The organism is Brevibacillus jepli, assembly GCF_047229145.1.
Classification (GTDB): domain Bacteria; phylum Bacillota; class Bacilli; order Brevibacillales; family Brevibacillaceae; genus Brevibacillus.
In genome coordinates this window covers 311,946-335,452 of record NZ_JBFEFW010000003.1, presented here as the reverse complement: position 1 = coordinate 335,452, position 23,507 = coordinate 311,946, and the positions used below count along the sequence as shown (strand labels likewise).

24 protein-coding genes are annotated in these 23,507 nt (G+C 47.0%); all 24 read right to left on the bottom strand.

What is annotated here, in order from left to right:
• Positions 1 to 88: 88 nt before the first annotated feature.
• The 24 genes from scpB to AB1L17_RS05325 all read right to left on the bottom strand — a co-directional run bounded on the left by scpB (position 89) and on the right by AB1L17_RS05325 (position 23,476).
• The gene (gene scpB, locus AB1L17_RS05440; protein ID WP_412843608.1) at positions 89 to 673 is read right to left on the bottom strand and encodes an SMC-Scp complex subunit ScpB; all 585 of its coding nucleotides are present in this window, start codon (positions 671 to 673) and stop codon (positions 89 to 91) included.
• Positions 663 to 1,427, bottom strand: a complete 765-nt coding sequence (locus AB1L17_RS05435) for a segregation/condensation protein A (RefSeq protein ID WP_412843607.1) — start codon at positions 1,425 to 1,427, stop codon at positions 663 to 665. The genes scpB and AB1L17_RS05435 overlap by 11 nt, the downstream gene beginning before the upstream one ends.
• A gap of 19 nt (positions 1,428 to 1,446) precedes the next feature.
• Positions 1,447 to 2,115, bottom strand: a complete 669-nt coding sequence (locus tag AB1L17_RS05430; protein WP_412843606.1) for a site-2 protease family protein — start codon at positions 2,113 to 2,115, stop codon at positions 1,447 to 1,449.
• A gap of 154 nt (positions 2,116 to 2,269) precedes the next feature.
• Positions 2,270 to 2,698, bottom strand: a complete 429-nt coding sequence (locus AB1L17_RS05425) for a peptidylprolyl isomerase (protein WP_412843605.1) — start codon at positions 2,696 to 2,698, stop codon at positions 2,270 to 2,272.
• Positions 2,699 to 2,766: 68 nt separating this feature from the next.
• Positions 2,767 to 5,040 carry a GGDEF domain-containing protein gene (locus tag AB1L17_RS05420; protein ID WP_412843604.1) on the bottom strand — a complete coding sequence of 758 codons (2,274 nt, stop codon included), beginning with the start codon at positions 5,038 to 5,040 and terminating at the stop codon, positions 2,767 to 2,769.
• 124 nt (positions 5,041 to 5,164) lie between these two features.
• Entirely contained in the window at positions 5,165 to 6,487 is a 1,323-nt protein-coding gene (gene lysA, locus AB1L17_RS05415) for a diaminopimelate decarboxylase (RefSeq protein WP_412843603.1), read from the bottom strand.
• A gap of 192 nt (positions 6,488 to 6,679) precedes the next feature.
• Positions 6,680 to 8,149 (bottom strand): spore germination protein, encoded by a 1,470-nt coding sequence (locus AB1L17_RS05410; protein ID WP_412843602.1) that lies wholly within the window; start codon positions 8,147 to 8,149, stop codon positions 6,680 to 6,682.
• A complete protein-coding gene (gene spoVAEA / locus AB1L17_RS05405) occupies positions 8,103 to 8,717 on the bottom strand; it encodes a stage V sporulation protein SpoVABEA (RefSeq protein ID WP_412843601.1) in 615 nt (204 codons plus the stop codon). The genes AB1L17_RS05410 and spoVAEA overlap by 47 nt, the downstream gene beginning before the upstream one ends.
• A gap of 29 nt (positions 8,718 to 8,746) precedes the next feature.
• Complete coding sequence (spoVAE, locus tag AB1L17_RS05400; RefSeq protein WP_412843600.1) at positions 8,747 to 9,097, bottom strand: stage V sporulation protein AE; 351 nt, start codon at positions 9,095 to 9,097, stop codon at positions 8,747 to 8,749.
• Positions 9,097 to 10,122: a stage V sporulation protein AD gene (gene spoVAD, locus AB1L17_RS05395; RefSeq protein WP_412843599.1), complete on the bottom strand. Its 1,026-nt coding sequence runs from the start codon at positions 10,120 to 10,122 to the stop codon at positions 9,097 to 9,099. Before spoVAD ends, spoVAE begins: the two co-directional genes overlap by 1 nt.
• 15 nt (positions 10,123 to 10,137) lie before the next feature.
• On the bottom strand, positions 10,138 to 10,629 hold the full coding sequence (gene spoVAC, locus AB1L17_RS05390) for a stage V sporulation protein AC (protein ID WP_412843598.1): 492 nt from the start codon (positions 10,627 to 10,629) through the stop codon (positions 10,138 to 10,140).
• 81 nt (positions 10,630 to 10,710) lie between these two features.
• The gene (locus tag AB1L17_RS05385; RefSeq protein WP_412843597.1) at positions 10,711 to 11,130 is read right to left on the bottom strand and encodes a stage V sporulation protein AB; all 420 of its coding nucleotides are present in this window, start codon (positions 11,128 to 11,130) and stop codon (positions 10,711 to 10,713) included.
• Positions 11,127 to 11,741, bottom strand: coding sequence for a stage V sporulation protein AA (locus AB1L17_RS05380; protein ID WP_412843596.1), 615 nt, complete (start codon positions 11,739 to 11,741; stop codon positions 11,127 to 11,129). The genes AB1L17_RS05385 and AB1L17_RS05380 overlap by 4 nt, the downstream gene beginning before the upstream one ends.
• Positions 11,742 to 11,850: 109 nt before the next feature.
• A complete protein-coding gene (gene sigF / locus AB1L17_RS05375) occupies positions 11,851 to 12,606 on the bottom strand; it encodes an RNA polymerase sporulation sigma factor SigF (RefSeq protein WP_007724105.1) in 756 nt (251 codons plus the stop codon).
• An 11-nt stretch (positions 12,607 to 12,617) separates the two neighbouring features.
• The gene (spoIIAB, locus tag AB1L17_RS05370; RefSeq protein ID WP_412843595.1) at positions 12,618 to 13,067 is read right to left on the bottom strand and encodes an anti-sigma F factor; all 450 of its coding nucleotides are present in this window, start codon (positions 13,065 to 13,067) and stop codon (positions 12,618 to 12,620) included.
• Positions 13,067 to 13,417: an anti-sigma F factor antagonist gene (gene spoIIAA, locus AB1L17_RS05365; RefSeq protein WP_412843594.1), complete on the bottom strand. Its 351-nt coding sequence runs from the start codon at positions 13,415 to 13,417 to the stop codon at positions 13,067 to 13,069. The genes spoIIAB and spoIIAA overlap by 1 nt, the downstream gene beginning before the upstream one ends.
• Positions 13,418 to 13,564: 147 nt before the next feature.
• Positions 13,565 to 14,749: a D-alanyl-D-alanine carboxypeptidase family protein gene (locus AB1L17_RS05360; protein WP_412843593.1), complete on the bottom strand. Its 1,185-nt coding sequence runs from the start codon at positions 14,747 to 14,749 to the stop codon at positions 13,565 to 13,567.
• 142 nt (positions 14,750 to 14,891) lie between these two features.
• A complete protein-coding gene (locus AB1L17_RS05355) occupies positions 14,892 to 16,964 on the bottom strand; it encodes a methyl-accepting chemotaxis protein (protein ID WP_412843592.1) in 2,073 nt (690 codons plus the stop codon).
• A gap of 180 nt (positions 16,965 to 17,144) precedes the next feature.
• Positions 17,145 to 18,104 carry an ABC transporter ATP-binding protein gene (locus tag AB1L17_RS05350; RefSeq protein ID WP_412843591.1) on the bottom strand — a complete coding sequence of 320 codons (960 nt, stop codon included), beginning with the start codon at positions 18,102 to 18,104 and terminating at the stop codon, positions 17,145 to 17,147.
• Positions 18,105 to 18,121: 17 nt separating this feature from the next.
• Positions 18,122 to 19,111, bottom strand: a complete 990-nt coding sequence (locus AB1L17_RS05345; protein ID WP_412843590.1) for an ABC transporter ATP-binding protein — start codon at positions 19,109 to 19,111, stop codon at positions 18,122 to 18,124.
• Between the two features lie 14 nt (positions 19,112 to 19,125).
• Complete coding sequence (locus tag AB1L17_RS05340) at positions 19,126 to 20,043, bottom strand: ABC transporter permease (protein ID WP_412843589.1); 918 nt, start codon at positions 20,041 to 20,043, stop codon at positions 19,126 to 19,128.
• 6 nt (positions 20,044 to 20,049) lie between these two features.
• Positions 20,050 to 20,982, bottom strand: coding sequence for an ABC transporter permease (locus tag AB1L17_RS05335; RefSeq protein WP_412843588.1), 933 nt, complete (start codon positions 20,980 to 20,982; stop codon positions 20,050 to 20,052).
• Positions 20,983 to 21,233: 251 nt separating this feature from the next.
• A complete protein-coding gene (locus AB1L17_RS05330; RefSeq protein ID WP_412843587.1) occupies positions 21,234 to 22,892 on the bottom strand; it encodes a peptide ABC transporter substrate-binding protein in 1,659 nt (552 codons plus the stop codon).
• A gap of 113 nt (positions 22,893 to 23,005) precedes the next feature.
• A complete protein-coding gene (locus AB1L17_RS05325) occupies positions 23,006 to 23,476 on the bottom strand; it encodes an Lrp/AsnC family transcriptional regulator (protein ID WP_012686077.1) in 471 nt (156 codons plus the stop codon).
• Positions 23,477 to 23,507 lie beyond the last annotated feature (31 nt).

The window sequence follows — 23,507 nt, the reverse complement described above, 5'->3', positions numbered from 1 at the left end:
AGCCGTCGTTATACCACGATACACAGGTTTGTACCATAGTATATGGGGACGAGTCGTATGATAGTACGAAAAACTGTCCGAGCTGTAACTAGTCGTTTGTCGGTTCTTCTGCTTTTCCGAATAGCGCTGATGCTTCCAGTCGCGCTTCTTCGATGTCGAGATTGACGGGCGGTTCTGGCAAATCCCCCAGTTCCCGCAAGCCAAAATGCTCCAAAAAGTCTTTGGTCGTTGCGTACAAAATGGGGCGACCAATCCCCTCTGCTCTCCCTGCCTCACGAATCAGCTGTTTTGACAGGAGAGTGTTTAATGCTTTTTCACATTTGACCCCACGGATTTCTTCTATCTCCGAACGGGTCAAGGGCTGCTTATAGGCAACAATGGCGAGCGTCTCCAATGCTGCTTGGGATAATGTTGACTGTCCCGGCGATGTAGCTAGTCGTTCGAAATAGGGCACGTGCTCGGGCAAAGTGGTCAGTTGATACGCTTTTGCCACTTCCACGATTTGAATACCTCGGCCAGCCCGGCGGAAGTCAGCTTTCATGTCTTCGATCAAGTCAATGACCTCTTCTTCCGATACCTCAGTGATTTCACTGATTTCCTTGGCATCGATCCCTTCATCGCCCGAGATGAACAGCAAGCCCTCGATTACGCCTTTCAGCTTGTCATAGTCCATCGGTGTGGGCTCCTTCCGTTCCGTTTTCGCATATGATGATATCTTGAAACAATTGATTTTGCACACATGTAATGTGTTTTGCCTTCATGAGCTCTAGCAAAGCGAGAAAGGTCGTCACAATTTCCGTGCGTGTCGCCCCTTGGGTAAACAACTCAGAAAACCGAACCGTCCCACCACCGCGCACGACTTGGCGTATCTCCTGCATCCGATCCTTGATGGAGATTTCGTCGCGTGACACCTTGGTCATCGGTTCTTTTTCTTTCGTTTTCTTCACCAGCTTTTCCAGGGCGTTGATCAAATCGTAGAGGGACACATTCGTCACTGTGTGATCTTCCTCACGCACATAAGGGGACAAATTTTCAGCAGGACGCGTAAATACTTGGTTACGTCCTATTTCCATTTCTCGCAGCTGTTCTGCGAGCATCTTGTAGCGCTTGTACTCCAACAGACGTGCAACCAGCTCTTCGCGCGGGTCGATCTCGTCTACTTCCATATCGAGGAACTGCTGAAAAACATGCTCCTCCTTTTTTGGTAACAGCATCTTGCTTTTAATAGAGAGCAGCGTAGCCGCCATGACTACGAACTCGCTGGCCACATCTAGTTGGAGCTCTTGCATCTTGTCAATCGTCGCGAGGTATTGCTCCGTAATTTCCGCTACCGGTATGTCGTAGATGTCCACCTCTGCCTTGTCGATCAGATGGAGCAACAGATCGAGTGGTCCCTCAAAGGAATCAAGTTTGATGCTGTAAGCCAAAAGTCGTCCCTCGTTTCCGTTAATTGAACACGTTCGCGATGTTAAATGATATCATTTCTACCCAGTTGAGTATAATACCAAGAGGAACTCCAAAAATTACATCTCTCACACCTGGGATGAAAATCAGTAAAAGTAACACCCATGGACCATAGACCTCTAAATTGTAAAACTTTCCATCCCAGCTGCGCGGAGATAAAAATCGCATAATCTTGTAACCGTCCAATGGAGGAATAGGCAAAAGGTTGAAAATGAAAAGCGCCGTATTGATTGTTACACTAAATACCAATGTTGCGGTAATCGCGAATGCAGCTTTTTCATTCATACCCGCCAATACACCGGAATCCCGGACAATAAAGTATACGATACAAAACAATATAGCGAGAATAAGGTTGATGATCGGACCTGCCACTGATACGTAAACAATCCCTAAGCGCTTATTCCCGCGAAAATGCAGCGGATTAATTGGCACGGGCTTGGCCCAACCAAATGGACCGAACAAAATGAGTATCAAACCGAACGGATCGATATGCGGAATTGGATTTAATGTTAAACGGCCTTCCGATTTAGCCGTGTTGTCACCCAGCTTCCAAGCGACAAAGGCATGCGCCCATTCATGTAAAGTGAAAGCGATGACGAACGCAATCATGCGAAACGGTACCGTTTTCCAATCAAAGTGAAAAAGATCCATTGCTTCCTCCTAGTCATGCGATTCAAAAAGTCGTCTATTCTCTAGCATACCAGCAGATAGATAGGCTTACAACCCCATTCAATCTTGATCCGCTAGGTATACCTACGAAAAAACACCGACAAGGTTTCCCTCATCGGTGTTCTTTAAACATCTATTATCCTACTTTTACTGTTCCCATTTTATCGCCTTGTTTGATTGCATCAACGTGTTCCATACCGGAAGTGACGCGACCAAATACTGTATGTACGCCATCGAGGTGAGGGAAAGAATCGTACAAGATGAAGAATTGGCTTCCGCCTGTGTCTTTTCCTGCGTGTGCCATGGACAAGTAACCGCGCAGATGCTTGTGTGGGTTTCCTTTTGTTTCACATTTGATTGTGTAGCCAGGGCCACCTGTACCTGTTCCGTAAGGGCAACCGCCTTGTGCTACGAAGCCAGGGATAACACGGTGGAAGGACAAGCCATTGTAGAAGCCTTCGTTAGCCAATTTCTCAAAGTTCCCTACTGTTCCCGGAGCTTCTTGATCGAAGAGCTCCAGCTCGATTTGGTTACCATTTTCCATGGTGATGAGCGCTTTTTTCATATGTTGAGCCTCCATACCTTGTAAAGTTAACGTACCCATTCTACCATGGAGAACGGTTGACGTCCAATTTATCCCTCGATGCTCGCCTGCTTGTCGTGAGGCAGCTCACAGTCGGTGATAAACACAGTCCCTGTCTGCGCCTTTGCCAACATTTTCACATACGCCGCTTTCTCTGCGACTTGTTCTGCACTTGTGTATTTCCCTGCATAAAGGAAGACACCCGCCATCGACATGGAGAGTTCTTGTCCGTCCCCCATTCTGCGCTTCTCATAGATGTCCGAGAAGTACGGTGTAAAGGCATCCATGATAAACAGCGCAACATCATTTGCACATTGTGCTGATGTAATGAGGATAAAATCATCTCCGCCAATATGGCCGATGAAGTCTGAACCACTTCCATACCATTTCGAGGCTTCCCGTAACAAGCTCGCTGTTCGAACGATAATCTGATCACCTACTTCGAATCCATATCGATCATTGAACCACTTGAAGCGGTCGAGATCACAATAAATGACCACGTGATGATCGCTTTGTTTCAAGCGCTGATTTAATTCCCTTTCGATCTGCACATTCCCTGGCAATCCTGTTAACGGATTGGCAGAACTCGCCATTTCCAGTTTGATAGAAGCCATTTTATCAAGCAGCTTCTGCACCGTGACGATACCGATGTACTCCCCATGCTCGTCAATAATGATGACGACATCATACAGGTGGTAAGCATCTCTCGCCATTGCACGCTTCGCGACCTCATCCAGCTTGTCATCTTTGGTTGCTTTAAGCGGGTTGGTATTCATCACTTGAGAAACAGGCCTCTCATAATACAACGCAATTCCGTACTGTCCCCCGAGAATTTGATACAAAGAAAAACGCATCACAAGTCCAATTGGTTCGCCGTTCTCCAGCACTACCACACTTTCAATCCGCTGGTTTTGCTCGAATATTTCATGGATGCGTCGTACTTTCACATGCTTTTCTACACTGATCGTCTTCGCCAAAATTTCCGTCATGGCTGGAGTGGACAGCATTGGCTCAGTTTCTTTCTCTATCCGTTTTTCCGTCATGAATCTTAGGAAGTTCATCGCTGTTCCACAAAGCTGCGCCATCCCTTTGTCCGGCTTCCCGAGATAGTAGCCTTGTCCATAGACGACCCCTACCTCCATGAGCGTTTCCAGCTCACGTACCGTCTCGATCCCTTCAGCAATGATTTTGCAGTTCACTTTATTCGCGAAGGAAACAAACGTCTCCAGCAGCGCTTGCTTAATCGGATCAACGTCAATATTGCGGATCAATGACATGTCCAGCTTTATAAAGTCCGGGTATATTTCGGTAATGGATTCCAAGCTGGAATATCCTGCTCCCGCATCATCAACTGCAATCATATAGCCCTGCTTACGGTATTCCTCAATAATTTTACGGAAGGCTGCGTAATTTGTAATCGCATGCCGCTCTGTGATTTCAAAAACGATGTTTTGTGGAGTCAGCTCATACTCCGCAAGCAACGCTTGGACTTTCCCACGGAGCAGGAAAGGATCATCAATCGCCCGCGGGTCTAAATTGATAAATAATTTCTCATGCGGCTTCAGGTACCGTACATGTTCTAATGCGCGCTTGCGACAAATATGCTCCAAGCGAAATACGGTATCCGTCTCTTGTGCATAACTGAACAAGGCAGCTGGCGTTGCAAAAAGACTATTAGCAGGCCCTCTCGCCAGTGCCTCCCATCCCAGCGCCTCGCCATTTGGCAAATGAATGATCGGCATAAAATGCATATGAACGTTTTCTTCTGCAAGCAGCTTGTGAAATTGCCTGATGTGTGCATATTTTTCGGAAGTGATTCCGTACTTGGCCATATGAACGGCATGCTTGACAGAGGTATACATTTCTTTCACGATATCTTGTCCGACGATCTGTGCGTAGCCAATATGTACACGAAGCTCCTCGCGATTAACGAAGCTCACCTGGTGATTTAACTGTCGTTCGGCAAGCTCTTGAAAATGAATCGATAGCATCTGACAGTCTTCATCGCTCATCATATTTGAAAAGGAAGCGTAGATGGCAAAATCGTCACCCCATAGCTTTTGAATAGCAATGATTCTTCCCTTAATTTCAAAGGCTTGACGAGCTACACTTGGTAAAATGCTTTCAAATATATGAAGGACTCTCTTGGCACTCGTATCGCCATAGCGTTGCTCTACCTCTGTCAGCTTGACGATATCTATGTAAAACATGACTACTTTATTGTCCCTCTCTACTTCTTGCCGAATCATCGCCTTCATCCATTGGCGCTTGTCCAATGAGAAAAAGGGTATTCGTCGAAACCGCTTTATAAGAGTCGACAACATGATGAATCGCTCCCCCTCACCTTTCCATTATGACAGGCAAACATTAAGCAATCATGAATGGCAGATGAAGGAAATACAAAACCTTCCCAATCTACCGGGAAGGTTTGTGAGTGTTTTATGAAGATTATCGCGTAAGCTGCGCGCGTTTTGGCAAAACATCGTGTCCGACTACTTCTGCGTAGGTTTCGCGTCTCACGACTACTTCTGCTTCTCCGTCCTTTACAAACACAACAGCGGGACGAGCGATCCGATTGTAGTTGTTCGCCATCGAGTAACCGTATGCCCCGGTGCTTGGAACCGCGAGAATATCGCCAGCAGCCGCTTCTGGCAGCTTCACATCCCAGATGAGCATGTCACCCGACTCGCAGCACTTTCCTGCAATGGATACGACGTCTGTCGCAGGCGCATTCATTTTGTTGGCGATCGCCGCTTCGTATTGGGCATCATACAAAGCTGGTCGCAGGTTGTCTGTCATTCCACCATCGACAGCGATGTATTTTCGTACATGAGGAATGTTCTTTTGCGATCCGATACGGTACAAGGTAGTACCCGCATCCCCCACAATACTGCGGCCTGGCTCGATCCAAATTTCAGGCAACGGAATCTCATGCGCAGTGAGCTCTTGACGAACGATATCCGTAATGGCTTTGATGTATGTTTCCGCCGGCTGTGGTGTATCGCCTTCTACATACCGAATACCGAAGCCACCACCGACGTTCAATACCTCCGGCAGGAAACCAAGCTTTCCTTTTGCTTCGCCCAACAGCTCTGTCAACCGTTTGACAGCGACGAGAAAACCTTCTGTTTCGAAAATTTGTGAGCCGATGTGGCTATGAACTCCTAATAAGTGCAGATGATTGCTTTCATGGGAGAACTGAATGGCTTCGAGCGCCTGCCCGTTTTGTACGTCAAAACCAAACTTGGAGTCGATTTGCCCTGTCGAAATGTATTCATGTGTATGAGCTTCTACACCTGGTGTGACACGCAAGAGAACAGAGATTTTTTCGTTGCGCTCCTCCGCTAATTGCGCCAGAATGTGTAGCTCATAAAAGTTATCCACTACAAAACAGCCAATTTTGGCATCAAGGGCCATGATAATCTCATCATAAGATTTGTTGTTGCCATGAAAATGGATACGCTCTACCGGAAATCCTGCTTGCAGGGCTGTATACAATTCGCCACCAGATACGACGTCGAGTGACAAGCCTTCCTCTTCGACTAGTTTGCACATTGCCATCGTGCAAAAAGCTTTGCTCGCGTAAGCTACCTGGAAGGTAAAGCCCGTATTGTTGAATGCATTTACAAACTCTCTGCATTTGGTGCGAATTTGCATCTCGTCGTACACATATAAAGGTGTTCCGTAAGTAGTAGCAAGCTGGGTCGTATCACAGCCCCCGATTTCCAGGTTTCCTTGTTCATTCACTCGACTTGTCCCGTGTAAGTACATGCTTCATTTCCTCCCCAATCATTCGCACCGACTCAAATAGATACCGCTTATTTTTGAACAACCTTTTATACAGAAAGGCAACCGACAAATAGCGTCAGTTGCCATACATAAACATTAGTTCGTAAGGCTTTCCTACAATTTACTACAAGCATGTGCGTTTGACAATGGGTGAAGCGCTCCGTTTTCAGAATATTATTGCCGAGAGGAGTTTTGTGCGCGAACGATACTTGGCCTGTTATTTTTACTTGGTACAGCCAGCCTTATCACAATATCCTTCATCCCTTTGTAGTTAAAGGGAATGAATGGCCATAAGTAAGGCGTATTGAGCGAACGAGTGGAAGCCAAGTAAACGAGGACGAGTGTAAGCCCAATCATCAGCCCTGGTGTTGAGAAAAAACCAACCATGAGAATCAAGAACAAGCGTATCAGTCGATTGGCCAAGCTCAATTCATAGCTGGGAGTCGCATACATCCCAATTGCCGCCACTGCCAAATACAAGATAACCTCCGGCGCGAGGAGTCCTACCTTGATCGCCACATCCCCTACCAGAATGGCTGCCAACAGGCCCACAGCAATCGAGAGTGGCGCGGGCGTATGGATGGCGGCCATCCGCATCAAGTCCAGCCCGACTTCAGCTATCACAAATTGTGCCAAAATAGGAATGCTGCCCATCTTTTTAATCCCAAGGAAGTGAAGCGGTTCAGGTATCATGGAAGGATTCATAACCAAGAGCAACCAGATCGGTAAGACAAAAACCGAAGAAATGATACCCAAAAAACGAACCCATCGCAGATAGGCACCGATTACCGGTGTTTGCCGATATTCTTCTGCATGCTGTACATGATGAAAATAAGTCGCTGGTGTGATCATGACACTCGGTGAGGTATCTACGTAAATCAGTACATGACCTTCCAATAAATGTACAGCCGCCACATCGGGGCGCTCTGTATATCGTACTAACGGGAATGGATTCATCGTCTTCCCAATGATGAATTCTTCGACGGTTTTTTCCGCCATCGGTATCCCGTCAATCTGGATGTTTTGCAGACGCTCCTTTAAGGTGTTGACCAACTCTTCATTCGCGACATCCTTCAAATAGGCGACTGCGACATCTGTTTTGGTGCGTTCACCAACTTGCATAATTTCAAAGCGGAGCCGTTCGTCCCGAATCCTTCGCCGCGTTAGAGCCGTATTGGTCACGAGAACTTCTGTAAAGCCGTCATGTGCCCCCCGAACGATTCGCTCCGTATCAGGCTCCTGTGGTGTACGATTCGGGAGTATTTTGGCATCCAGAATAATCGCGTGGCAGGATCGGTCAATGATGAGTCCTACTTGACCGACGAGCAATTTATCCATAAATTCGTCTGTCGTTTCCACCTTACTGAGCTGGAAGAAAGGAATAAGTTTGTGGAACAATTGGTCGAAAGCGTCTTCCGCTAAATCCCGTTCACGTACATCATTCAGCTCGCGCATGATCTGCGAAATGAGTAAGCTTTCCGCGAATCCGTTTATGTAATACAACAGCATTCGTGTATGGCCCACATAAAAATCATGGACGCCGATATCAAAGCTCTTTCCAACACCAAGTCTGTCGTTCAAATACTCCTGATTCTCTTCAAGATAAGTCGAGATGGGGTGTCGTTTTTCCGTGACCTGTGCCATGAGAGCCGCTCCTTTCCATTATCCATTGCACCGCTCTTTTGGTGATGGGACAACCGTTTTGCAAGCTATCCCTGCCTTCCATCTTTCCAATATCTCCAATACCAATGACATTCGGTACATGCAGGTCATTCAAAATATCTACGGTATCCCCATAAATATGATGCTGAAGCTGCTCGTCCGCGTACCCGTCCTTGTCCACTGCTTCGTCTACAACTTGCCCTTGGTTGTCCACGGAATAAGCGACTGTGGCTCCTTTGACCCATCGTGTATTCGAAGCGACAGCGATCGCACCAATTACTTCGATGTCTGGATGCTTCACCACGTATTCAATGGCTCGCTCGCCTCTTCCCTTGCCATAATCGCCATTATCATCAAACATGACGATGACTGGATCATAGGGTGTCATTTTAATCAGCTCGACCATCTGACTCCCTCGTAATGGAGTCGGATTGCCGGCAGACAGCGAAATGCATCGACCACCAAATTCCTTGGCGACATTCTCAATGACTTTTTGGGCGATATGATCTCCGTCTGTCACCAAAATAACTTTTCGTCGCTGTGTGTCCATGCTTGGTCACCGCCTTTTACTGCCTGTGCTCACCCTTTGGGCTTGAAGACAAGAGAGGCAAAAAAACCGAATGCAATTGCGGCTGATATTCCGGCACTCGTGACTTCAAATATTCCTGTTACTACACCGATCAAGCCATTTTGTTCTGCCTCGCTGATAGCCCCATGATACAAAGAATGTCCAAAGCTCGTGATCGGAACAGTGGCGCCTGCTCCTGCAAAATCAATAAACTTGTCATACACTCCCATAAAATCGAGAACCACCCCTGCCACAACCAACGTGCTCATAACGTGAGCAGGAGTTAGCTTGCCAACATCCAGGAGGAGCTGACCGACTACACAAACCAGTCCCCCTACGACAAAAGCTATCAGGTATTCCATTAGTTACCTCCTTCAAGTGCAACCGCATGTGCGATACACGGTATCGAATTGCCCTGCTGATAACTTACCGGGCTTAATAATGCTCCTGTGGCACAGACCAACACGTTTTTCAGCAAACCACGGTTGAGCTGGTCCAAAATGTAGCTATACGTGACCACTGCGCTGCTGGCACAACCACTCGCACCTGCAAATACATCTTGATCGGGGGAGTAAATCATGAGCCCGCAATCATTGTAGACCTGATCCATATCGTATCCTTCTGTCAACAGAAGCTCCTTCAAAATGGGGTACCCGACAGAAGCCAGATCACCAGTCACGATCAAATCATAGGACTGTGGAGATCGTCCGGTATCCTGAAAATGTGTCTGGATCGTCGAGACTGCTGCAGGAGCCATGGCCGTCCCCATGTCAAACGGGTCTTTGATCCCCATGTCCACTACTTTTCCCATCGTCGCATACGTAATCCGCGGCCCATTGCCCCCGATTCCGACCAATCCCGCACCAGCTCCTGTAACAGTCCACTGAGCGCTTGGCGGTTTCTGACCTCCGTATTCGGTGGGATAACGATACTGTCTTTCTGCTGTGGCATTGTGGCTACTGCAGGCAGCGATCGCCTTGTTTGCATAGCCTGCGTTTACCAAAGCAGCGGCATTGGCCAGTGTGAGCATTGAGGTAGAGCAGGCTCCGTACATACCGAGCAGAGGAATCGCCAGCTTCTCGGCTGTAAAGTTCGTGGTGATGTTCTGATTCAACAGATCACCAGCGAGAATGATATCGACATCCTTGCCAGTGATACCTGCCTTTTGCAGCAAGGTGTTGACTGCATCTTCCATCAACTGCCGTTCCGCGTCTTCCCACGTCTGTTGCCCGGCATACATATCGTCGTGGATCATATCAAACAAGTGTGCGAGCGGTCCCTCTCCTTCTTTTGGCCCTACAGCGACTGCCGAGCTTTGCAGACGAACATTTTGATCGAAGTGCCAGGTTTGCCGATTCACTCGTTTCACTGGTTGATTGTTAGACACCGCCAGCCCCCTCCCTTAGAAAAACATGTTGATCAGGCTCTTTAAAATTCCGGCGATGAAAGCAGCAACAACCCCAAATACAATCACCGCACCAGCGAGCTTAAACATATTTCCCCCAACTCCAAGCACAAACCCTTCGCTCCGATGTTCGATGGCAGCAGAAGCTATCGAGTTGGCAAAGCCTGTAACAGGCACGGCCGATCCTGCTCCGGCATACTGCCCGATATTGTCATACACACCTAAACCTGTCAGCAATACAGATAAAAAGATGAGCGTCGCAACGGTCGGATTACTTGCCGTTTTCTCCGTAAATCCGAAGAAGGTAATATACATGTTTTGAATGGCCTGACCCAGCAGACAAATGGTCCCTCCCACCCAAAACGCACGAAACGAGTTAAGCAGAACATTCCGTTTGGGCTGGAATTTGGAAGCCTGCTGCTGATACAGTTGCTTTGTCATCTGCATGGATCCGAGTGATTTGGATTTGGTTTTTGATTTGGTTGCCATGCACTTTCACTCCCTTTGTAAGCTTTCTTCCTATATCCTTCCTTTTTCTAAAGATGCCTATGAATAGTGGTATTTACCATTTCACAGACGAAGCAGCCATTGCAGCAAGGAGCCCGTCACTTTTCCGAAAACCACTGCCATCAATAGAAAGAGAAGACTGCCGTCCATGTGGATTCTCTTTGCTAAAATGGGGAAAACATTCAATACCTCGGTCAACCCTGCGGCGAGTGTCCCTACAAATATTCCTGCAAAAAGGCCATAAATCGAAGAGACGACGACCGGTAATCGAACACCCCAATGAAAAAAATCAATCAACGTAAAAAAAAGCGCTCCAGCCACCAAAGCCCATTCCAGAGAACGAATATACCGATGCGCATTCGTTAGTTGCGTCAACCTTGGAATGATGTCCAGCACGGTGATAAACGCGACGAGACCGCTACCTACGGCAAGACCGCCACCCAGCCCAATCAAAATCAGTAGCATGTACTTGATGACGCTCATGTCTTCGTCCGTTGGTTTTCCTTGTTTTCATTTTGTATGTAATATTGATCCAGACTTTGTTGGTACATAAACAATTCGACTTCTAACGGACTGGGTTCCTCGTTGATTTTTTTCTTGAAGATATGGTTAAAAAACAGAATCATCCCCATGCCGATCCCAATGGAGTAAGGAATTTGCAACCACAAAGGTTGGTGACTTTTTTCACCAGTTATCAGGTAATAAATCCGTTCGTGAACTTGCATCATGCTGACATCTGTATGGAAATTCATGATTGCCAATCCGGAGCCAATAAACAAAAGAAGCCAAACCATCACCACCAGAATCGGATTCGATTTCTTTCGCGGATTCAGTACTTCGACAATAATTTGTGGGGCACCCTGGACGTCCAGCTCCAAATCGGGGTACACAGAGCGCAGCCTCTTAATCACCTGCATGATATCGATAATGATCAGATTGCCATCCGTGGGCTTTGTCTGGTAAATCGGCATTCGATTTAACGCTTCCTCGCGCTCTCCATCCCAGTAAAGCTGGCAAATGTCCCCAAGCATGATCATGGCTTGTGGCTGTACGGCCAATCGCTTACGCAGGCGCAGAAACAACGCGTCTTTCATGGGATCCTCTCCTTCCATCACATACCTGATTATTCGCTAGTATGTGCCGAGCCACAAAAGCCATGCAAAAAAACACTCCAGCCACGTAGTGACCGGAGTGTTTTACCCGCTAATGCTCAATTTGCTCTTTGATGGTTTGCAAAATGCGTTTTTCCAGACGCGAAACCTGCACTTGCGAGATCCCCAGCCTCTCCGCTACTTCTGACTGTGTCTGATCCTTGTAGTAGCGCAAGTAGACAATGAGCTGTTCCCGCTCGCTCAAGCGACTGATCGCATCCTTGAGTGCAATTTTTTCAAACCATTTGTTGACCCCTTCATCTGCGATTTGGTCAATCAATGTGATGGGGTCCCCGTCATTTTCGAAGACTGTTTCATGGATGGAAGAAGGTGCCCGGTTCGCTTCCTGCGCAAACACGACTTCTTCTGGTGTAATTCCCACGGCATCCGCAACCTCAGCAATCGTGGGTGCGCGACCGAATTGCTTGTACAGTTCATCCTTTGTACGTCGTACCTTATTTGCTGTTTCTTTGAGTGATCGACTTACCTTGACAGTGCCGTCATCGCGTAAGAAGCGTTGAATTTCTCCAATAATCATCGGCACTGCATAAGTTGAGAATCGAACATCATAGGAGAGATCAAATTTGTCTACGGCTTTTAAAAGGCCAATACAACCGATCTGAAACAAATCATCCGCTTCATATCCACGGTTGATAAAGCGCTGGACGACGGACCAGACCAGCCGAATATTGCTGTTTACAAGAAGCTCGCGCGCCTCAGTATCTCCAGCTTGACTTTTGGCGATTAGCTCTTTTACTTGGTCATTGGTCAGAAATGGTTGACTCGCATTTTTGATATCGGCACCCATTGGCACTACCCCTAATTTTGCAAGGCTTTGGCAAACGCCAGGCGTTTGGTGAGACGGACGGTGGTCCCTTTACCTACAACCGTCGCCACTTCCAAAGAATCCATGAAATTCTCCATAATGGTAAAGCCCATTCCGGAACGCTCCAGCTCCGGTTTCGTCGTATAGAGAGGCTGCATAGCTTGCTCCACATCCTCTATTCCCCGGCCATTGTCTTCTACAATCAGATCAATGCTGTCCTCTTGAATTCGCACAGAGATATGTACCACACCCTCTGGATTCTCGTCATAGCCGTGAATAATTGCATTCGTCACTGCCTCGGATATAACGGTTTTGATCTCTTCTAGTTCGTCCATCGTAATATCGAGTTGCGAAATGAAGGCTGCTACCGCTACACGTGCGAATGCTTCATTTTGGCTCAACGCTGCAAACGAAACCGACATAAAGTTACGCTGTACCATCATTACGCCACCCCCAGAACATGCAAAGCATCCGCTTCGTTTTCGCGAAACTTGATCACCTTGAATAACCCGGACATCTCAAATATTCGATAGATCGTAGGATTGATCGAGCAGACGTACATCTCTCCGGATCGGGCAGAAATCTGCTTGTATCTTCCCAAAATAACTCCAATACCAGAGCTGTCCATAAACGTCAAATCGGCCAGACTCAGTACAATATGACGAATAGCAGGGGTACGTAAAAGATCATCTGCCTTCTTCCGCAGCTCCTCTGCCGTATGATGGTCCAGCTCCCCCTGCAAACGGATCACCAGCACGTCTTGGCGTGTCTCCATCGCAACACGTAAACTCATGGCTGACTCACTCCTTCTCCCTTGATAGAAACTCTCTTTCTTCGAAGACGAAACCAATTCCTGCCAGCCGACAAAAGAACAAAAAAATCGAGCAGCCGCGCCATTGCATTCGGGGCAACTCGATTCTTTTCGCGCTCATGCTGTCAGTCAGTAACTAATCAAAACGTTCTTGGTGGTTCGCTTTAGAATCTCCCACATGCTGGCTCTATCTACCTGATTCTCTGGGAACAGGTCGATTCGATTTACTTCCCTGCCATCTTTCGTGCGGATAAATATATGGCCGATTACTTGATCCTTTGCTACAGGAGCATTGATAGCAGGATGAAGTACGATTTCCTTCTGGAACGTATCTGCGGATTCTCCTTTTTTCATCAAAAGACTGACGGCATATGGTGTGACCGCATTGATCTGTGGCTTCTGACCTTTATCCACTGTAAGTGATTGCACGGATTCTCCTTTTTTGTACATCGGCATCACTTGAAAGTGAGTAAATGCGTAATTAAACATGGTAGAAACCTCATTGTTACGCGTTTTCACATCCGGTTCACCCATGACCACAGCAATGACACGCATATTGTTTCGTTTGGCCGTCGCCGTTAAACAGTATTTTGCTTCTCCTGTGTATCCTGTTTTCAGACCATCTACGCCTTCATAAAAACGTACCAGCTTGTTCGTATTCACCAGCCAGAAGGGACTAGCAGTATCTTTACGCAAATAGTCTTGGTACGTTCCGGTGAACTTCGTAATACCTTCGTGCTTTAACAACTCTCTCGACATGATCGCGATGTCTGCTGCTGATGAGTAATGATTGGCCGCAGGAAGTCCATTGGAGTTGACAAAATGCGTATTTTTCATACCGAGCTGCTGCGCCCGTTCATTCATTCGCGCGACAAAGCTCTCTTCTGTGCCTGCCAAATGCTCAGCCATCGCTACCGATGCATCATTTCCTGAAGCAATCGCAATCCCTTTGATCATGTCCTCTACAGTCATTTCTTCGCCTGGCTGTAGAAAAATTTGCGAGCCGCCCATCGAAGCTGCTCTCTCACTTGTTCGAACCTTATCGGTAAGCTTAAGCTCTCCCCGCTCCACCGCTTCCATGATCAAAAGCATGGTCATTACTTTAGTGATGCTGGCGGGTGGCATCTTTTCATTTGCGTTCTTTTCATACAAGACCGTTCCCGTATCCGCTTCGATCATTACAGCGGATGACGCTTGCGGGGCAAAATGATTGTCACCATTCTGCTGTCCAGCCTTTCCTTTGGCAACAGCCAGCGGAGAAAAGATGGTCAAGCACATGACGAAGCATAGAGCGAGGTATCCATTCCGTTTCATAGCAGTCTCTTCCCTCCATTCATGGTTTTATTCTCACCATCACGAAAGGAAAATATTCACACAAAAGAGCAAGATTATCTTCTCTGAACACATCCGGCTTCACGAAAAAATCCCTTCCACTATTAGCAGAAGGGACTCTCTCTTAGATGACGAAACGGCTCACATTTTGGGTTAGCTCATCCGCCATTTTTTTCAATTGCTCCACGTTTTCATTAATGCGTGCGATCGAATTCAATTGTTCATCGACTGTCTCCACGACACCTGCGATGGAATCACTAATTTCATCTGACATGGTAGCAAGACGCTGCATGGAATTCGTTACAACCTGATTACCCGCCGCCATCTCTTCGGAAGTCGCGGTCATCGATTCACTTTGCTCAGCAGCGGATTGAATCTCTGCTACGATGTTTTGGAAAGCGCTACCCACAGATTCTACGGACTGTAGACCACCACTCACCATCGTTACGATCTCATCCATATGCTTGCTCATGTCCATCGCCTCATCATTGATCGAATGGGCAATCGAAGCAATCCGCTCCGAGAACGAGCTGCTTTCTTCTGCGAGCTTGCGAACCTCGCTGGCTACAACCGAGAAGCCTCGGCCAGCATCTCCAGCACGTGCAGCTTCGATAGCTGCGTTCAATGCCAACAAGTTCGTCTGCGATGCAATGCTCGTAATCATTTCGACGATACTCGTAATTTCCCGAGCCCGCTCACGAAGGCTGTGCATTTGCCCAGCGGTACGTTCTACCTCGCTTGTCGCGCGTCGTACTGTATTGATTACGTTCTCCACTAATTCCATTCCGCCTTGCGCTCTCTCAAACGTACGAGTTGTTGCAACGGATGTAGATTCTGCAGCTACAGCCACCTGTTCAACACCTTCGGAAATTTCCGAAACCGTATTGGCCGTTGCTTGTACTTCACTTGTCTGTGTTGAGACGCGCTGTGCGATCGTTGAAATATTTTCAGTGATGACGCTAATGGCGCCCTTGTTTTCTTCAGCAAACAGCGTCAGCTCATCTGTTGCTACATTCAGTTGCGTAGCTTGTCCCTGTACGAGTGCGATCAGCTTGCGAAGTTCTGCCGCCATATCGTTCATTTTGCGACCCACCATAGCCAGTTCATCGTTGCCGTTTACTTGAACCTTGATATCAAAATGTCCGGCCCCGATTTGATCCATATCCCTGGCGATTGCGAACAGGGACAGGCGAATCCGCTTCGCAAACCACCAGATCGCCCATACCGAGAGTGCAATGATCGGTATGCTAAAGAGCACGAAGTACAGCCACATTCCATCCACTTCACCATACACCTCGTCGGTTCCCGTGGACAAAACGACATTCCATTTCAACATCGGCATCGGTGCAAAAGCTGCGAACGAATCGATACCATGATCGGAGTACAATAAGCTGTTGCTTGTCTCATGCTTCATCAGGGACAGCATCTCTTCATAATCTTTGTCCCCTGCCAGCACGAGCTTGTTGTTGTTATTTGGATTTTGATGGGCGACAACCAAACCATCTTGTCGAACAACAAACGCATAGCCATTTTCCATGAAAGAGATCTCAGGAATCTTTTGAATCATTTGGTCAATTGTAAAGCCAACAACGAACAACCGGCTCGTATCATCGGTCTTTTCCCCAATGGGTGTCGCAATATAAAGAAAACTCTTGTTGCTGCCTTCAACGATTTCTTCATCAGAAATGACCAAGGATTTCGTGGTTAGCGCTCTTTGGAAGTATTGCTTTTGCTTGAAGTCAATCTCATTCGTCCCGGTCAAGGAATACAGGGATTTCCCGCTAGCCGTGTCGATCAAATAGATTCTGGATACTTCTTTATGTGCTTGGCGCAATAATGTAAACTGCTCCATGATAAGTGGCTGCAGGTCAGTCATCATCACCCGTTTTGTTGCCGCCGATTTGGTGGAATTTACAATCGCCTTTAAGTCATCTTCCATGCTATTCGCATGCTGGTCAGCAAGCATTTTCGCTTGGTTAGAGGTAATGCTGAACAACGTTGATTTCGAAAAAGAAAGGGCTATGTATTGCAAAGAACCGATAATAATAAGTACAAGGATTAGACCAAACACAATCATTTTTGTTGCCAGAGATCCTTTAAGCTTCTCCGTTGCTACTTGGCTAGTTAGATTTACTTTTTGTATGAGATTCGATAGTGCCTCCTTCTTTTTCCATCGTGGCGACAAAAATTTACTCATGCTACTTGCCCCCTTTTTCTCTCCTACAATTTTCCAGTGTAAAAAATCCGAAAAAATGCCCCTGAAAAAACTTCTTATGGGTATAAGTACCCGTTTTTTTCAGAGGCGAAACCTCTCATATGAAAGGAAACGAGTTCCGGGCTGCACGAGAAGCCTCGGAACTCGTTATTTGTAGTTGATTTAGTTATACAAATGACAAGCGGCAAAGTGACCTGGCTCTACTTCTTTCCATTCCGGTACGGATGCTGCGCACTCTGGCATCGCTTTTGGGCAACGCGTACGGAAATGGCAACCACTTGGTGGATTCATTGGGCTAGGTACATCGCCTTGCAGTACGATACGCTCACGGTTACGCTCAATTTCTGGGTCTGGAATCGGAATCGCAGACAACAGCGCTTGCGTATACGGATGGAGCGGTTTCTCATACAAAGCATCACTTTCAGCCAACTCAACCATTTTTCCAAGGTACATAACCGCTACACGGTCGGAAATGTACTTAACCATGGACAGGTCATGGGCAATGAACATATAGGTCAAGCCCATTTTTTCTTGCAGCTGCTCCAGCAGGTTGACAACCTGCGCCTGAACGGATACGTCCAAAGCAGAGATCGGCTCGTCACAAACGATGAATTTTGGCTCAACAGCCAATGCACGGGCAATTCCGATACGTTGACGCTGACCGCCTGAAAACTCGTGCGGGAAACGGTTCATATGCTCAGGGTTCAAGCTAACCAAAGAAAGGAGCTCTTGAATGCGCTCTTTGCGCTTCTGACCAGTTGCCAGACCATGAATATCCAGCGCCTCGCCAATGATATCCCCAACTGTCATACGCGGATTCAAGGACGCGTACGGATCTTGGAAAATCATCTGCATGTTGCGACGCATAGCCTTCATTTCCTGATGGTTCAAATCCATGATGCTCTTTCCTTCAAAGAGGACGTCCCCCCCAGTCGCATCATACAAACGCAAAAGCGTACGACCAGCAGTGGACTTTCCACAGCCTGACTCTCCTACTACGCCCAATGTTTCTCCACGTTTAATTTCAAACGAGATATCATTCACAGCTTTCAGAGTATTGTCACCAATGGTAAAGAACTTTTTTAGATTGCGTACTTCAATTAACGTTTCACGATTATCCACTGTTACCCCTCCTACGTTCATGCACGGTTCTGAGCAAGCGGATGCTGGAGCCAACAAGCTGCTCGCTGAGTCGTGCTGATGTCGTTCAGCTCAGGATCGATCTCTTGGCACACACGCATAGCTGATTCGCAACGCGCGGTAAATCCACAGCCAACAGGCGGACGCAGAAGGTCTGGCGGCGTACCGAAAATCGGTGTCAGTGGCTCGTCACGGTTCAAGTCGAGACGTGGTACTGAGCGCAGCAAGCCTTTCGTGTAAGGGTGTTGCGGATTGTAGAAAATGTCATCAACCGTTCCTGTCTCAATCACTTTTCCTGCGTACATAACGATAACGCGGTCACACATCTCAGCAACTACGCCGAGGTCATGCGTGATCAAGATAATAGAAGTACCGGTTTTCTTCTGCAATTCTTTCATCAGGTCCAAAATTTGTGCCTGAATCGTTACATCCAAAGCTGTTGTCGGCTCATCCGCAATCAACAGCTTCGGCGAACAGGCGAGAGAAATTGCGATCATCGCACGCTGGCGCATACCGCCGGAGAACTCGTGTGGATATTGCTCCACACGTTTCTCTGGTTGCGGAATACCTACCATGGTCAACAGCTCAATGGCACGATCACGAGCTGCAGCCTTGGACATCTTTTGGTGCTTAATCAAACCCTCGGTAATTTGGCTACCGATGGTCATAGTTGGGTTCAAGGAAGTCATCGGATCCTGGAAGATCATACCGATATCTTTTCCGCGGATCGATTCCATTTCTTTTTTTGATTTCTTGACAATATCCTGGCCATTGAAAAGAATTTGCCCTTTCTTGATTTCACCAGGAGGCATAGGAATCAGCTTCATGAGGGTTTGAGCGGTTACGGATTTACCGCAACCGGACTCCCCTACAATCGCTACAGCCTCTCCGCGGTTGACGTGAAAATTCACACCGCGGACTGCTTTTACTTCCCCTGCATACGTATGGAAGGATACATGCAGGTCTTTTACATCAAGAATGCGTTCCATAACGATGATCCCTCCTATTTACGCAGGCGTGGGTCTACTGCATCGCGCAGACCGTCACCGAACAAGTTAAATGCCAAGATGGTCATGGAAATGAAGATTGCCGGGAACGTCAATCGCCATGGATAGTACTTCATGGCCGGCAAGCCCTCGTTGGACATCGTTCCCCACGATGCAATCGGCGCCGAAACCCCTAACCCGATAAAGGACAGGAAGGATTCTGCGAAAATCGCGGATGGTACAGTCAAGCTCAATGTTACGATGATTGGACCCAAAGCATTAGGAATCAAGTGTTTGAAGATCAGACGGTTGCTGTCAGCACCAAGGGAACGTGCTGCCAGTACAAACTCTTGGTTTTTCAATTGAAGGATCTGACCACGCACGATCCGGGCCATTCCTATCCATCCCGTTATCGTTAAGGCGATAATAATCGTTCCGACACCAGGCTCTAATACAACCATCAACAAAATAACAACCAGCAGGTAAGGAATCGCAAACAAGATATCTGCAAAGCGCATCATCATTTCATCAACTCTACCACCGTAGAATCCGGCAATACCGCCCCAGATTACACCGATAATCAAGTCAATAAACGCTGCAGCAAGACCTACTTGAAGGGAGATACGAGCACCGTACCAAATACGCTCAAATACATCACGACCTAGGTCATCTGTACCAAACCAATGCTCAGCAGACGGCTTTTTGTTCTTACCAGCCAAATCCGTCGTAAAATAGTCATTGGTAGTAAGCCAAGGAACAACAATCGCACATACGATCAACGCGATGATGAAGATCATAGAAGCCATCGCCACTTTATTCATTTTCAAACGACGCCAAACGTCAGACCAGAAAGAGAGACTTGGCCGTTTAATTGCTTCTGCTTGACGAAGGTCAACGGAAATGGGCTCGAAATGTTCTTTAGTCAAGTTTTGCACGTGTCATTACTCCTTTCCTGCGTCCGAAAGTTTGATCCGTGGGTCTACCAAGGTGTATGCGATGTCAACGATCAGGATCATCACAACCAGGATAATGGAGTAGAACACGGTCGTACCCATGATTACCGTATAATCGCGGTTTGTAATGGACAATACGAACTCGCGACCAAGACCAGGAACACCGAAAATACGTTCAATAACGAATGCACCTGTCAAAATACCGGCAATCAGTGGACCCAGGTAAGTAACAACTGGCAAGAGCGCATTACGGATTGCGTGCTTCACTGTAATGGTAAATGTGTGCAATCCTTTTGCTTTTGCTGTTTTGATGTAATCTTGCCCCAAAACTTCAATCATATTGGAACGCGTCAAACGCGCGATAAATGCCATCGGAGATGCGGCAAGTGCCAATGATGGAAGGATGGTGTACTCAAATCCTTCCCATTTCGCGATTGGAAACCAGCCCAATTGAATAGCGAAAATGTATTGGTAAAAGGACGCCAAAATAAAGCTCGGTACGGACAATCCCAAAACGGCAATGACCATCGCGGAAAAGTCTTGCCATTTATTATGGTTTAGCGCTGCGATAACCCCTAACGTAATCCCACCAAAAATAGCGAGCAATAATGCTTGTGCTCCCAAGTGAGCAGAAACTGGGAAACCACGATTAATCATGTCGTTAACTGTTGAAGATTTCTCCGTGAACGACGGACCGAGATCCCATGTTACTACGCCTTTCAAATATTCAAAGTATTGTTCGTGTAACGGCAGGTTCAGCTTGTATTTCGCTTCCAGAGCTGCCTTAATTTCAGGCGGGACCTGCTTCTCGGATGTAAATGGACCACCTGGTACTGCTTTCATGATGAAGAAGGTGGCCGTTACAATTAAGAAGAGCGAGATGAGCATAAAAATGATGCGCTTACCGAGATAACGGATCAACTAACTTACCCCCTTGGTAGATTTTTGATTGCTTTCACGTCCCATGTTTACACTGCGGAACGCTGCCGACACAGTGTAAAAATCGGCTGTGTAAATAACCCTTAGATCTCTTGCAGTAAAGCTTCTCTCTCTATTTTTCTTTTCGCTTGGCTATCATGCCAGCTGTTATTTATGGGAAGGGTTTGCATAGCAGAGGGTATATGCGCAACCATATACCCTCTGCTGCAAATCCCGTTTCCTTCGTTAAGTTATTACTCGATGTAAGCGCCTTTCCAATCCACGTCACCCAAGCCAGTTTGGTGAACGCCTTTCACCTCTGGCTTCTGTACCCAAGATTGCGTGTAGAAGTAAATTGGCATGATTGGCATTTCATCCATCAGGATTTGCTCTGCATCTGCCAAAATTTTCTTACGTTTCTCGAGGTCTGGCTCCTGAGCGGATTGGTTCAACAACTCTTTATATTTTGCATTTTCCCAACGTGTATCGTTGTTTCCACCCATTTTATCCTTGTAGAGCTCCAGGAAGTTAATTGGGTCATTGAAGTCACCCAGCCAGCCCATCCGTCCAATCTGGAAGTTACCTTCATGCATATCTTCGAGGTAAACTTTCCATTCTTTGTTCTCGAGCTTCACATCTACCCCGAGATTTTTCTTCCATTGGTCTTGGATGGCCTCAGCAATCTTCTTGTGAGCCTCAGATGTGTTGTAGGACAACGTAATCGCTGGCAGCTTGCTCATACCAACCTCTTTCAATCCCTCTTCCAAAAGCTTTTTCGCAGTTTCTACATCATTGTCTTTGAAATAGCCGTTTGGATTCAGCACCATGGATGGAGGTACAGCGCCTGTTGCCGGGATTTGACCCGTTTGGAGAATGTTGTCGATCAAGGCTTTGCGATCGATCGAGTAGGCAAATGCTTTTCTAACTTTAATGTTATTAAATGGCGGCTTCTCGGTATTGAACTTGTACCAGTACGTACCAGCGATTGGGTTCGTTTGAATCTTGCCTTGCTCCTTCAATGCTGGAATCGCATCTGTAGGCAAAGCACTCATAGGTGCTCCCGCCCAATCGATTTCGCCATTTTCGAACATGGAGAGCTCAGTATTTTCGTCTTCTACCATGGAGAATTCGATTTTATCGAGCTTCACATTATCTTTATCCCAGTAATTTTCGTTCTTCACGAGCACCATCTTGCTTTTGTGCTCCCAAGACTCAATTTTGAAAGGTCCGTTACCGACGTGCGAGCTTGCTTCGGCTGCCCACTTCGGATTTGCATCAATTACTTTTTTGTTAACTGGGAAGTAGGTACGGAATGCAAGCAGTTCCAGGAAGTATGGAGTAGGATTCTCCAGCTTAACTTCCAACGTCTTATCGTCAAGTGCCTTCACGCCTACTTCATCAAGCTTTGCTTCGCCCTTATTTGCTTTTTCACCATTCTTCACGTAGTACAGCTGATATGCGTAATTGGAAGCTGTTTTTGGATCAAGAGCACGCTTCCAAGCATATTCGAAGTCATGTGCGGTTACTGGATCACCATTGCTCCATTTTGCTTCTCTGATTTTAAATGTGTACGTAAGCTTATCATCAGAGACGGAGTAGCTCTCAGCGGCTGCTTCATGCGGCTTATCGTCGGTACCAATACGTGTCAGACCATCGAAGGTAGCCAAGATAATTGCGCCTGAAGTCGTGTCCTCTGCGAGTCCTGGGTCAGTAGTAGGTGGTTCTGAGTGCAGGTTCATTTTTAATACTTGTGGTTTCTTTTCAGCAGCTGGTGTAGCAGGTTGTGCAGGTGCCGGTGTAGCTGGTGTTCCTCCTGCCGGTGGAGCGGCAGCTGGTTGGCCTCCTCCGCATCCTGCCAATGCAGTTCCTAAAACAGCAATAGAGCTCACAAGTGCAAACACATTCTTTTTCAACGCAATAACCCCCAGTACGTTTTTCTTTTTTGTCTTTTTTCTGAAAATAAAGGACGAAAAAAATGAAAACTACGCGAAGCTGCTTGACTTCGGCTGGAAGGCATCAACCCCTTTCATTGCAGGGTCACCTCGTCGTCTTGAACGAAAGAGAAGGTATCTTTGTACTGCTTCAGTTCGAGTGAAACGTCCGCAGCTGCGATTCCTTCAATTTGAGAGAGTCGTTCGTTAACAAAGGTGATCAGCTCATCATTACTATGGAAACACGCTTGAATAATCAAGTCATGCTTACCGCTATAAGCGCCCACAAAACGTACCGCAGAAAATTTGCTTAATTTTTCTGCCACTTCCTTCTGTAAACCTAGCTTTGTGGTTAACCCGATGATAGCCTGCACATGTAATCCTAATTTCTCTGGATCGGGCTGAATGACGAATTGAAAGACTCCGTCTTGCAAAAGACGAGTAATGCGTGATCGGATCGTTCCCTCGCTCACACCGAGTTGGTGGGCGATTTCTGTATAAGGGATACGTCCATCTTCATGGAGGATTTGCAAAATCTGTCTGTCGACATGGTCCAGCTTTTTCATAAATACGATTTTCTGGGAACCTCCATCAATT